Source organism: Bacillus sp. AC266 (assembly GCF_979253805.1).
The window spans coordinates 391,973-404,898 of sequence record NZ_CEEDEC010000002.1; the positions used below are offsets into that span (position 1 = coordinate 391,973).

Consider the following 12,926-nt stretch of genomic DNA (forward strand, 5'->3'; position numbering starts at 1 on the left):
AACGTTTTGTAAGGGAAATCACTCGTTTCTTTTTCTTATTTTTCTTATAGTAAATGTAAGAAGAAAACACGTAGGGGGATTAGAAATGAGTGTTCTTGAAGTAAAAGGGTTAACAAAGGTGTACCAATCAAAAGGTTCAGTAGCGACGACTGCTTTAAATGATATAAATTTTAAAATTGAAGAAGGCGAGTTTGTAGGGGTTATGGGGCCTTCAGGAAGCGGAAAAACAACGCTTTTAAATTTATTAGCAACAATTGATAAGCAAACTTCAGGTCATGTGCTTGTAAATGGTGAAGAAATTAATCAAATGCGTGCTGCAAAATTAGCGGAGTTTCGCCGTACACATTTAGGATTCATTTTCCAGGATTTTAACTTACTTGATACGTTATCGATTAAAGAAAATATCATTTTACCACTTGTAATGGCGAAGAAATCTGTAAATGAAATCGATGCGAAAGTGCTTGAGATTGCAAAATTTTTAAATATCGAAGAAATTTTAAATAAAAAAGTATATGAAGTGTCAGGCGGACAACAACAACGTGCAGCAGCAGCGAGAGCCATCATTCATGAACCTACGCTAATTTTAGCGGATGAGCCAACTGGAAACTTAGATTCTAAGTCAGCAAAATCATTAATGAGTGCATTGCAAGATTTACATGAACAAAAGAAAGTGACAATTGCAATGGTAACGCATGATCCAGTAGCGGCGAGTTATTGCGAACGTATTCTTTTCATTCGCGACGGAGAAATTTTCTCAGAAATACATAAAGGAAGAACGAAACAAGCATTTTTCCAAGAAATTCTGGACGTACTTGCGATGCTAGGAGGAGAATATCATGAACTTTCGCCAGCTCGCGCTTAATAACGTAAAAGGAAATTGGCGTAATTATAAAGCTTTCCTTATTAGTAGCTGTTTATCGATTGTCGTATTTTTCATGTATGCTTCCTTTATTTATCATCCAGATGTCGTAAGTGGTAATATTAGTATGAGAGAGATGATCTCAAAAGGGCTAGAATCGATGAATTATATTGTAGTCATCTTCTCAGCACTCTTTATTTTATATGCAAATTCAACATTTTTACGAGCAAGAAAAAAAGAGTTTGGTCTATTAACATTAATAGGCGGAACAAAATCTCAACTTGGCCGAATGATTATATTAGAACAGCTTATGTTAGGTAGTATTGCAATTGTAGTAGGTATTGGGCTTGGCATGCTTTGTTCAAAATTATTTTTCCAAGCATTAAGCGTAATATTGAAAATAGATAAAACACTTCCACTCGTATGGAATAGTAAAGCAATTCTTATTACAGCTGGTGTATACTTTATTCTATTTTTAATCCTATCATTGTTTAGTGTTTGGACAGTAGGGCGCTTGCAAATTATTGATTTATTAAGAGAAGCAAGAAAACAAAAAGTAGAACCTTTTGCATTTACATCGTTATGTGTAGTTGGTATAGGATGTATTATTGTTGCATATGTACTTAGCTTCCAAGTGACATTTATGAATTTTATCATACTGTTTTTACCGATTGTAGGGCTGACGATAGGCGGAACTTATTTACTGTTTACACAAGGTAGTACAGTCGTATTAAAAGCACTGCAAAAAAGAAAAAGATCTTTTTATACATATCCAAACATGTTCGTACTTAGCAATCTTATTTATAAAATGAAAGATAATGCTCGTTTTCTATTTGTAATTTCTATCATTACGGCGGTTGTATCTTCGGCAGTTGGTACACTGTACGTATTTTTTGAGGATATGAGTTATAAGGCAGTAACTAGTACCCCGCATGCTATTTCGTATGAGGAAAAAGGCATTCATACGCATAATGTCATAAAAGAAGGGAAAACAAAAGAATTAATAAAAAAACATGGATTTGAAGAAGCGCGAGAAGTAACGTATGTAAAACTTCCTGGAACTCAAAAAATCACGATGTTTAACAGTGAACATGAAGTACCGATGGCGATTGTTTCAGAAAAAGAATATAATGCTGAAGCACGTAAACAAAAGAGGGAGCAAGTTAGAGGAGTTCATAATGCACCAGGTAGTGCAACGATGGTCATAATGGATATGGCGAAAGATATGATGAAGGTAGATCTTGCAAAACCATATGAATTTAAAATTAACGGACAAACGCAGTCTGTTCAATTAAATGAGCCAACTCCATTTTCTGTTTTTAATGATAGTGAATATCTCATTGTGAATGATCAAGATTTTGAGAAATACGCAAAGCTCGTACCAGATGAAGAAAAGACGAAATATTACGGTTATTATATAGAAGACTGGAAAAGTACGGAAGACCTTGTGTTAGATTTGAAAAAGGAAGTTGCACCAGATAAGCAAGAGGAATTAAATAACTCGGTGCTCGCTTATAAAAATATAAGAGAATCAGGAGCAATTACGATGTTTATCGGTTTCTTTGTAGCTGTACTGTTCTTCTTCTTCGCTTGTAGTATGACATACTTTAAATGGTTTAACGATAAAGAACAAGATCGTATTCAATTTAAATCGTTAAAGAGAATCGGTATGACAGATAAAGAAATTCGTAAAATTGCAATTCGACAAATGGGTGTTATCTTCTTTATCCCAATTTTAATCGGTACAATTCATAGTGGGTTTGCTCTTCATACGTTAGGGAAAATGCTTTATATCGATTTATGGAAATCAGGTGCGATTGTAATAGGGGCTTATATTTTAGCTTCTGCCATTTACTTTATGATCGCGCAAAGAGGATATTTAAAACACGTGAAAAGCTAGGGAAACCTCTAGCTTTTTGCCTATGTAGTAAGGTACAGGAGGACGATAGATGAACATTCGGCAACTGGCGCTACAAAATATAAAGGGAAATTGGCGTAATTATAAAGTGTTTTTCTTAAGTAGTTGTTTTGCCATATTTGCTTCTTATGCATACATGTCTGTCATTGTACATCCGTATATGCAAGAGACGATGTGGTATCAAAATGTACGCTGGGGACTTATCATATGTAACGTTATAATTATTTCTTTTTTCGTCATATTTATTTTGTACTCTACTTCTATTTTCATAGAAGCACGTAAGAAAGAATTAGGGTTATATATGTTAATGGGAGCGACGAAGTCTAACGTAATAGGAGTGATTATGACCGAGCAAATATTGATCGGAATTTTCGCTAATATTTTCGGTATCGGGCTTGGCATGATTTTTTTAAAACTCTTTTTTATGGTGTTTAGCATGTTACTTCGCCTTCCGAAAGAACTCCCTGTCATATTTGACATGAGAGCGATTGGTGTAACGTTTGTTATATATATGCTCGTCTTTGTTCTGTTATCTTTTATAAGTGCTTTACGTATATGGAATATAAAAATCATACGGTTATTAAAAGAATTTCGAACAGATAAACGAGAGAGGAAAACATCAAAGTGGCTTTGTTTATTCGGCTTTGTTTGTTTAGGAACGGGATATGCGCTAGCGCTACAAGTGACGATGCCAACGATAGCATTATACTTTTTCCCTGTGTCTATACTTATTTTTTTTGGAACGTATTTTTCTTTTACACATGGTGTTAGCCAATTGTTAGAAGTGATAAAACGAAATAAAAAGATTATGTATACATATCCGTATTTATTTATAGTGAATCAATTGTCACATCGAATGAAGGAAAATAGTCGCTTTTTCTTTCTGTTGTCTATGGCAACAACGTTTGTCGTTACGGCGACAGGTACGGTGTTCTTATATTTTTCTAGCATGCAAGATATGTGGCGTGGCGGAGGAGTACACTCATTTTCATACATAGAAAAAGGTACTTCTGCTCATGAAGTTTTCGAGAAAGACAAGGTTGAAAACTTATTACATCAATATGGATATGATAATTTTCAATATATGAGTTTTGTTGGAGTGTATGCATCCTTTCAGTCCAATAAGGGAGAAACAGAGGTAGCACCGCTTATAAAGGAAAGTGAATACAATCAAGAGGCAAGAAAACAAAAACGGAAAATGTATTATCCTAAAAAAGGAACAGTTACACTTGTCTATTATAATAAACGCAATTATCCAAATGTATATAATCAAAAAGAGATTCAATTGCAAGTAATGAATCAAGCGTATCCATTCGCATTTAACGGTCAGAAAGAAGGGATACAATTTAACTATCACCGTTCATACATTAATGGTCTGTTTTTTGTCATGAATGATGAAGATTTTAACAGTATAGCAAATACAATTCCGGATTCTGAAAAAATGATATATAGAGGTTACACATTACCAAATATCGAAAATACGAAAGAATTAAACGAAGCTTTACGGAAACATATGAAACAAGATGCAAATGATGCATTTCGAAGTAATATGGAGTTATATGTGAATATGAAAGAAGGCGGTGATATTACTCTATTTGTAGGCTCATTCATTAGTATATTATTCTTCCTTACTTCATGTAGTATCGTATATTTTAAATGGTTTCATAATATTGCATCGGATCGTAAACAGTATGGTGCACTCTCTAAACTTGGGATGACAAAGGAAGAGGTGTGGAAGATTTCTCGTTGGCAATTATGTATGCTATTTTTTGCGCCAATTATAGTAGGAAGTATGCATAGTGCAGTTGCGTTATATACGTTTCATAATACTCTCTTTATGGACGGTTCATTAAGAAAAGTAGGTTTGTTTATTCTGTTTTATATCGCTGCATGTATCATTTATTTCTTCTTCGCTCAAAGAGAATACAAGAAACATTTAGACTAGCGAATGCTAGTCTTTTTTAAATATTCGAAATTTACATAGAAGAATATAAAAAAGTATGGTATAACAGTAAGAAAACGAAAAAGAGAGGGAAAAGACGATGATTCGAGTAGGATATTTAGGACCAGAGGCAACATTTACAAATATGGCGGTGAGTCGTTTTTTTCCGGAAGCAGAGCATGTACCGTATCGAACGATTCCAGATTGTATTGATGCAGCCGCAAATGAAAACGTAGATTTCGCAGTTGTACCGTTAGAGAACGCCATAGAAGGTTCAGTTAATATAACGGTTGATTATCTCGTACATGAGCAGCCACTTTCCATTGTAGGAGAAATTACAGTGCCAATTCAGCAACATTTACTCGTACACCCGCAGTACGAAGGAGTGTGGAAAGAAGTATACGCTGTACATTCTCATCCACATGCCATTGCACAGTGCCATAAATTTTTAAATGAGGAATTAAAAGGGGTAACCGTTCGCGATATGACATCAACAAGCGCTGCTGCACAATATGTGAAAGAACATCCTGAAGAAAAAATTGCAGCTATTGCAAATGAAGCAGCGGCAGAAAAATACGGATTAACAATTGTAAGGCGTGATATTCATACGCATAAAAACAATCATACACGTTTCCTTGTTCTCCATAAGAAAAAGAAAGCAGTACTCCCAAATAACGGAGAAAACCGAGGAGAGAAAACGACGCTTATGATAACGTTACCTGCTGATTACGCAGGGGCACTATATCAAGTGTTATCAGCTTTCGCATGGAGAAAATTAAACTTATCCAAAATTGAATCGCGCCCGATGAAAACAGGCCTTGGAAATTACTTTTTCTTAATCGACGTCGACAAAGCATACGATGATGTATTATTGCCAGGCGTAACAATGGAACTTGAAGCACTCGGGTTTTCTGTTACTGTGCTGGGGAGTTATTCTTCTTATTGGTTGTAAGGGGAGTGTTTGTCGTATTTTGTAGTTAAGTCGATATAATTTCGGTCGCTAGTATACCGTATGATAGATAAATAGAGTCCCACCTATAAAAGGTGGGATTTATTATTTTAACTTCGAAAGACGATCCTCTAACTGACCACGCCAAATCTCGGCTAGTTCTTGTACAGCAAGAACCTTCTCAATGCCATCTTTATCTTTCCTATTATGAAAATAAATTTCGTTAGAGAACAAAACAGATACATTGTTTGATGGGCGCTCTAGTAATGTAATTTTAGAATCTTTACGCACAGTACCTTCTTGAAGAACGCGGCATAAGTAGCCAGTATATCCAGTTGCTACAATGCGTGGTAAAATGCCAGGAATACCGACACGTTTTGAAATTGTGCTACAAGGTACGCGAGCTTGTGTTACTTGAATGATTGCTTCGCCTAGTTGATATGTATCTCCGATGCAAACATCACGCTCTAACATATTTGTTACGGTAATGTTTTCGCCAAATGTGGAAGCTGGAAGTGTAGTTTGAAATTCCTCTTCCCATAGTGCGTAATGCTCGTGTGGGTACACACAAACTGCGCGATCAGGTCCCCCGTGGTGTTTTAAATCCGCTACATCATCACCACGGAATCCGTCTTTTGAGAGGAAGGCCTCTTCTGTAGGATCTTTACATATACCTGTTATCATTTCTTTATCTTCGCCATATTTCATTTGTTTCGGTTTACCAGTGCTAAAGTGAACGAGTTCAATTCCCATAGTTGATCTCCTTTACAATTGATTTCAATATTATATCACTAAAAAAGCACAGAGAATGATGAAAAACTCTGTGCTGTACATTAATTAATAAACGAGAAATCCAGCTCGATCTAGTGCCTCACAGGCAGCATCTAATTTCTCTTTAGAATCTGCTTCGATTGTATGTAAGTGAATACCATCTGTTAGTTGCGAAAGATAGGAAGCGTTTGTGTTTTCGATTTTTTGTAAATATTGTTCTACATCGAAGCGATTACTTACCATAATCGATGCTGTTAAGTCGCCGTATACAGGATGCTCAACTTTTACGTCTTTAATCGTAACGCCGTGGTCAACTAACATAGTAAGTTCTTGACGTACTTCTGCCGGTTTATGTTGGCATACGATTACGCGTTCGAAAGCTTGTTGTCTTGTTTGTGGCTTTAAATATAAATATCCTTGTGCAGTCGCAATAATTGGTTCATTTCGTGCTTTTAGTAAGGAAATGTCTTGAACGATAACTTGCCTACTTACGTTTGTCTTTTTAGATAGTTCATTCCCTGATAACGGTTCATTTGCAGCAAGAAGCCACTCAAGGATGAGTTGTCGTCTTTCTTCGCCTAAAATCTTTTTTTGATCATTTTGTTTCATTATGATTTAACACCTCTATAAAATTGATTTCCAATTGTGTGTAGTGCATGAATAGTTGTATCAATTTGTTCTTTCGTTGTGTGATGTCCGAAAGAAAAGCGGACATATTGTTTTGCCTCTTCATACGTTTTTCCAATTGCAAGCATTGTTTTTGAAGGGTCTTGTTTACCTACTTGGCAAGCACTTCCAGTTGAAATGGCTATACCATGACGGTTACATTCTAACATTGTATACTGACCTTCTATTCCTTTTATTGTAACCCCAATAATATGTGGTAAACAAGAAGTAGAATGTCCTTTCACTTCAATTTCTAGAGGAAGTGTTTGTAATTGCTCTAAAAAATAAGATCGTAATTGTTGAAAACGAAAGCTCTCTTCCTTTTGATTCTTTAATATATGCTCTGCGGCTGTTAAAAAAGCAGCGATTCCAGGAACGTTCACTGTACCAGGGCGAAAGCCTTTTTCATGAGAAGTTCCTGGAAATACTTGTTCCCAGCGAACTTGCGGATTTATATAGCAAGCTCCAACTCCTTTTGGTCCGTATATTTTATGGGCTGAAACAGAGAGGCTATCAATCTCCATCGCTTTAACGTCTATTGGAAGTTTACCAAACGTTTGAACACAATCCGAATGAAATAAAACATTATATTTTTTTAAAAGTGCTCCGATCTCTGCAATGTTTTGAACGGTCCCGATTTCAGAGTTTCCGTGCTGTATACTTGCTAGAGCAGTATCTTCTGTAATAGCTGCTTCTAAATCTACTAAATGAATTATCCCACTTTTATCAACAGGAATCTCAGTAATAGTATAACCTTGCGATTGTAAGGATTGAAAATAACTTCGAATCGATGCGTGTTCCATAGGTGTCGTAATAATGTGTTTTCCATTTCTAGCATTTAGAAGGGATTGAATCGCAAGGTAGTTAGATTCTGAACCGCCGCTTGTAAAGAATACACCTTGTTCCTTACCCCCAATCATTTCTGCAAATGTTTCTCTACAAACTTGCAATAAAGATGATGCGCTTCCGCCGATATCGTGTAAACTTTGTTCATTTCCGAAATATTTCTTTGCTGCTTCTACATATGTTTCTAAAGCTTCTTCGCTCATAGGTGTTGTCGCTGCATAATCTAGATATATCATCATGTAATTTCCTCTCTTCAGTAAGAGTGACATTTGTTTTCGTTTTTAGAATGGTGGTGAAAATAAGAATTGTAAAAAAACTCTTGTCATTATTTTAAAACTATGTAAATATAGGTGTCAAGACAGTTGGAAAGTGTAAAGTGGGAGGCAACAATTATGCCAAGTGCAGATGTCTTGATTATTGGAAGTGGCGTTGCGGCGCTTCGTGTTGCGAAAGAGCTTTGTCACGAAAAGAATGTGATAATTATCACAAAAAAAACAGGACGTAATAATAATACACATTTAGCTCAAGGAGGAATTGCAGCAGCAGTTGCTACATATGACGATCCGAGTGGGCATTTTGAAGATACATTAGTGGCAGGTTGCCATTATAACAACGAAGAAGCAGTTCGTTATTTAGTTGAAGAGGGACCGAAAGAAATAAGTAAGCTTATTACGAATGGAATGAAATTTGATGGGGATGAAAAAGGGATCCACCTTGGTAAAGAAGGGGCGCATCGAAAACGGCGCATTTTACATGCCGGAGGAGATGCAACTGGTAAAAATCTGTTAGAGCATTTAATACAAGAAGTAGTTCCGAACGTTACTGTCGTTGAGCATGAAATGGTGCTCGATTTTATTATAGAAAATAATAAATGCATAGGAGCTTTAACGCGAAATAGTGAAGGGAAGCTGAAGCGTTACTATGCTGATAATACGGTGTTAGCATCAGGAGGAATAGGTGGTTTGTACGCCTTTACATCGAATGATGAGACAATTACAGGCGATGGACTTGCGATGATATATCGAGCTGGGGGGGAACTTGTTGATTTAGAATTTGTACAATTTCATCCGACGATGTTATACGTGGACGGGCGATGTTGTGGTCTCGTTTCTGAAGCAGTCCGTGGTGAAGGAGCTGTCCTTATAAATGGAAAAGGACAGCGTTTTATGATGGATATACATCCCGGGAAAGATCTCGCACCGCGTGATGTAGTGGCAAGGGCAATTCATGAACAACTTCTTGCAGGTGAAAAAGTGTACTTAAACATCGAAACCATTCAAAACTTTGAACAACGTTTTCCGACCGTCTCATCATTATGTAAAAAGAATGGTATTGATTTAAAAGAAAATTCTATTCCGGTCGTACCGGGCGCTCATTTTCATATGGGCGGCGTGAAGACGAATTGTGACGGAGAGACGTCCATTTCAAACTTATATGCGGTCGGTGAAGTGGCTTGTAATGGAGTTCATGGTGCGAATAGATTGGCGAGTAATTCATTATTAGAAGGTCTTGTGTTTGGAAGACGAATAGGAAAACACATTTTAGCTAAGCCAGCAGAGGAAAGAAAAAATGTGCCGGAAGAGAGAGGGAAAAGTTTTATAGCTCTTAATGATTTACCGTTGAAAGAAGAAATACAAGAATGCATGATGAAATATGTTGGGATTGTGCGAACTGAGAAAAATTTATCATATGCTCAGAGATGGTTTAGTAGGTACGGTGTGCGAAATATGATCTTACAATATGATGCACTTACAAATGAAGAGATAACGCTTATTAATATGTTAACAGTTTGTGAGCTTATAACAGTATCAGCTTTGCAAAGAGAAGACAGTATTGGTGGTCATTATCGCATTGATTATCCAGAAAGAAATAGCGTGAAAAAAGAGATTATCCGAGTGAGAAGAAAACTACAACTTGTTTAATAAGGGGAAGAGGGGTTTTATGAATACGTTAAAAGTTAAGGAAGCATTAAATCGATTTTTTCTAGAAGATATAGGAGAAAGAGATGTAACATCTCAGCTTATCTTTCCCGATAATGCACTTGCGAAAGGAACGTTTCTTGTAAAGGATACAGGGGTATTTGCAGGGTGCTTAGTAATTGAAGAAGGATTTAAATTAATTGATCAGAGAATTGAAGTTGAACTTCATAAAAAAGATGGGGATCTTGTAGAAAAAGGCGAAATAATTGCAACCGTGCAAGGCCCAATCGCATCATTATTAACGGCAGAGCGCGTTATATTAAACGTTATTCAGCGTATGAGCGGGATAGCGACGATGACGCGTAAGGCGGTTTTTTCTTTAGATAGCAGTCATACACGCATTTGTGATACGAGAAAAACGATGCCAGGACTACGTATGTTTGATAAATATGCTGTAGTATGCGGGGGCGGATTTAACCACAGATTCGGTTTATATGATGGTGTCATGATTAAAGACAATCATATTGCTTTTGCTGGCTCGATTACAAAAGCTGTTACATCGGTGAAAGAAAGATTGGGACATATGGTGAAAGTAGAAGTCGAAACAGAGACAGAGGCGCAAGTAAGAGAAGCGGTAGAGGCCGGCGCAGATGTTATTATGTTCGATAATCGTACGCCAGAAGAGATTCGTGAGTTTTCAAAAATTGTACCAAGTGCCATCGTTACGGAGGCTTCAGGTGGTATTACAATTGAAGATTTATCAAAATACGGAAAAACAGGGTTAGATTATATTTCACTTGGAGCGTTAACGCATTCAGTGAAAGCACTTGATATTAGTTTTAATATTGAGGCCTAATGAGAGTGGTTTAGAGGGGGAGAATCATAAATGGGTATTTTAGAGAAAGTTCAGCCAATCGAAGTAATGTTACCAGAGCGTTATCAAACGATGTCTACATTAGAGATGGAAGAGCGTGTCCGTGAAATTAAAGAAAAAATGGGGGCATTACTATTTATTCCAGGACATCATTATCAAAAAGATGAAGTGGTGCAATTTTCAGATGCAGCAGGGGACTCACTTCAACTCGCGCAAGTTGCAGCGAATAATAAAGAGGCAAAATATATTGTGTTTTGTGGTGTGCACTTTATGGCAGAAACGGCAGATATGTTAACGACAGATGATCAAATTGTCATCTTACCAGATATGCGTGCCGGCTGTTCTATGGCAGATATGGCAGATATTGAACAAACAGAAAGAGCGTGGAAAGAGCTCACGAAATTATTTGGGGATACGATGATTCCATTAACGTATGTAAATTCAACAGCTGCGATCAAAGCGTTTTGTGGTCGTAATGGAGGGGCAACAGTAACCTCTTCTAATGCAAAACAAATGGTGTCTTGGGCGTTTACACAAAAAGAGCGTCTCGTCTTTTTACCAGACCAACATTTAGGAAGAAATACAGCGTATGATTTAGGTATTCCGTTAGAAAAAATGGCAGTGTGGAACCCGCATGCAGATTCATTAGAGTACGATGGAGATATAGAAGAAATTCAAGTGATTTTATGGAAAGGCCATTGTTCTGTTCATCAAAACTTCACTGTGAAAAATATTGAAAATGTGCGAAAAAATCATCCGGATATGAATATTATTGTTCACCCTGAATGTTGTTATGAAGTGGTTGCTGCTTCTGATTATGCAGGATCAACGAAATATATTATTGATATGATTGAAGCAGCTCCGGTGGGAAGTAAGTGGGCGATTGGTACAGAGATGAATTTAGTGAACCGAATTATTCAGCAACATCCAGATAAAGAAATTATTTCGCTAAATCCGTTTATGTGCCCTTGCTTAACGATGAACCGAATTGACTTACCTCACCTGTTATGGGCACTTGAGAACATAGAAAGAGGAGAACAAATTAACGTTATTCGTGTAGAGAAACAAGTAACAGAAGAGGCAGTTCTTGCATTAAATCGTATGTTAGAGCGTGTTTAAAGCAGCGGGATTTCCGTTGCTTTTTTTCGTACATATAATCATAACAAGGATGAAATAGGCATACATTGTGTTGAGGAAATCATTGCGGTTTTTCTATGCTTATTCCACTTCGAATCATATTGAAAATAGAAGAAGTGATAAAAGTAAAAGAAGTTAATGTTGTTTAGAAAGTGTTACTTCAAAGTGTTTTTACTTATAGATAAGTTATACAGGAGGGGGAAAATTTGAAAATTCATATCGTGCAAAAAGGGGAGACCCTTTGGAAAATTGCAAAAAAGTACGGAGTGGATTTTGAAACGCTAAAAAAAACAAATACACAGCTTAGCAATCCAGACCTAATTATGCCAGGGATGAAAATTAAAGTGCCATCGCATAGCGTTCATGTGAAACAACAAACTGGATCGGGTTCAGCGCCCCCGAAACAATATGTAAAAGAGGTGCAGCAAAAAGAGTTTGCATCAACACCAACGCCACTTGCAATAGAAGATGAAGATGAGATCACGTATCAATCAACACCTATTACACAACAACCAGCTATGCAACAAACGCAAAAAGAAATGCAGATAAAACCGCAAAAAGAAATACAGGTGAAGCCGCAAAAGGAAGTGCAAGTGAAGCCACAAAAAGAAGTGCAAAAAGAAATTCCGATTCAAAAAGAGAAGCCAGTTGAAAAGCCGCCTGTCATTCAAAAACCACCTGTTGTAGAGAAAGTAGAAAAATTAAAACCTACTACGAAAGAAAACACTAAATTTTCTATCAATGTATTACCACAGCCACCGCAACCACCAATTAAAGCGAAAAAAGAATATAAAATTTCAGACGTAATAAAAAAGGGAAGCGAGTTAATTGCTCCTCAAATTAATAAAATGAAACCTAACAATGTCATTTCTCCGCAAACGAAAAAAGACAATATAGGAAACATAGTGTCACCGCAAGTGAAAAAAGAAAATATAGGGAATATAGTGTCACCGCAAGTGAAGAAAGAGAATGTAGGGAATATAGTGTCGCCGCAAGTGAAGAAAGAGAATGTAGGGAATATAGTGTCGCCGCAAGTGAAGAAAGA

The 12,926-nt window shown here is 36.7% G+C and carries 10 protein-coding genes and 1 pseudogene; 8 read left to right on the top strand and 3 right to left on the bottom strand.

The features are described 5' to 3' along the window. Positions 1–85 precede the first annotated feature (85 nt). From AC0IXC_RS09525 to pheA, 4 genes are all read left to right on the top strand, one after another. Positions 86–862, top strand: coding sequence for an ABC transporter ATP-binding protein (locus AC0IXC_RS09525; protein ID WP_471652848.1), 777 nt, complete (start codon positions 86–88; stop codon positions 860–862). Beyond that, positions 837–2,759, top strand: a complete 1,923-nt coding sequence (locus AC0IXC_RS09530) for an ABC transporter permease (protein ID WP_215590216.1) — start codon at positions 837–839, stop codon at positions 2,757–2,759. Before AC0IXC_RS09525 ends, AC0IXC_RS09530 begins: the two co-directional genes overlap by 26 nt. A gap of 49 nt (positions 2,760–2,808) precedes the next feature. After that, the gene (locus AC0IXC_RS09535; RefSeq protein ID WP_471652849.1) at positions 2,809–4,722 is read left to right on the top strand and encodes an ABC transporter permease; all 1,914 of its coding nucleotides are present in this window, start codon (positions 2,809–2,811) and stop codon (positions 4,720–4,722) included. 97 nt (positions 4,723–4,819) lie between these two features. Then, a complete protein-coding gene (gene pheA, locus AC0IXC_RS09540; protein WP_002034155.1) occupies positions 4,820–5,671 on the top strand; it encodes a prephenate dehydratase in 852 nt (283 codons plus the stop codon). A gap of 102 nt (positions 5,672–5,773) precedes the next feature. Here pheA and AC0IXC_RS09545 read toward each other — a convergent pair whose 3' ends face one another. The 3 genes from AC0IXC_RS09545 to AC0IXC_RS09555 form a co-directional block, all read right to left on the bottom strand. After that, on the bottom strand, positions 5,774–6,421 hold the full coding sequence (locus AC0IXC_RS09545) for an MOSC domain-containing protein (RefSeq protein WP_002129246.1): 648 nt from the start codon (positions 6,419–6,421) through the stop codon (positions 5,774–5,776). An 84-nt stretch (positions 6,422–6,505) separates the two neighbouring features. After that, entirely contained in the window at positions 6,506–7,048 is a 543-nt protein-coding gene (locus AC0IXC_RS09550; RefSeq protein ID WP_002034157.1) for a transcription repressor NadR, read from the bottom strand. After that, positions 7,048–8,190, bottom strand: a complete 1,143-nt coding sequence (locus tag AC0IXC_RS09555) for an IscS subfamily cysteine desulfurase (protein WP_193652397.1) — start codon at positions 8,188–8,190, stop codon at positions 7,048–7,050. Before AC0IXC_RS09555 ends, AC0IXC_RS09550 begins: the two co-directional genes overlap by 1 nt. 153 nt (positions 8,191–8,343) lie before the next feature. On the opposite strand from AC0IXC_RS09555, the gene nadB reads away from it, so the two are divergent. The 4 genes and pseudogenes from nadB to exsA form a co-directional block, all read left to right on the top strand. Continuing rightward, entirely contained in the window at positions 8,344–9,873 is a 1,530-nt protein-coding gene (gene nadB / locus AC0IXC_RS09560) for an L-aspartate oxidase (RefSeq protein ID WP_002067402.1), read from the top strand. A 19-nt stretch (positions 9,874–9,892) separates the two neighbouring features. Then, on the top strand, positions 9,893–10,726 hold the full coding sequence (nadC, locus tag AC0IXC_RS09565) for a carboxylating nicotinate-nucleotide diphosphorylase (RefSeq protein ID WP_471652850.1): 834 nt from the start codon (positions 9,893–9,895) through the stop codon (positions 10,724–10,726). A 30-nt stretch (positions 10,727–10,756) separates the two neighbouring features. Beyond that, positions 10,757–11,863 (top strand): quinolinate synthase NadA, encoded by a 1,107-nt coding sequence (gene nadA, locus AC0IXC_RS09570; RefSeq protein WP_471652851.1) that lies wholly within the window; start codon positions 10,757–10,759, stop codon positions 11,861–11,863. Between the two features lie 224 nt (positions 11,864–12,087). After that, positions 12,088–12,926, top strand: a pseudogene (exsA, locus tag AC0IXC_RS09575) (spore coat assembly protein ExsA); the annotation flags it as partial.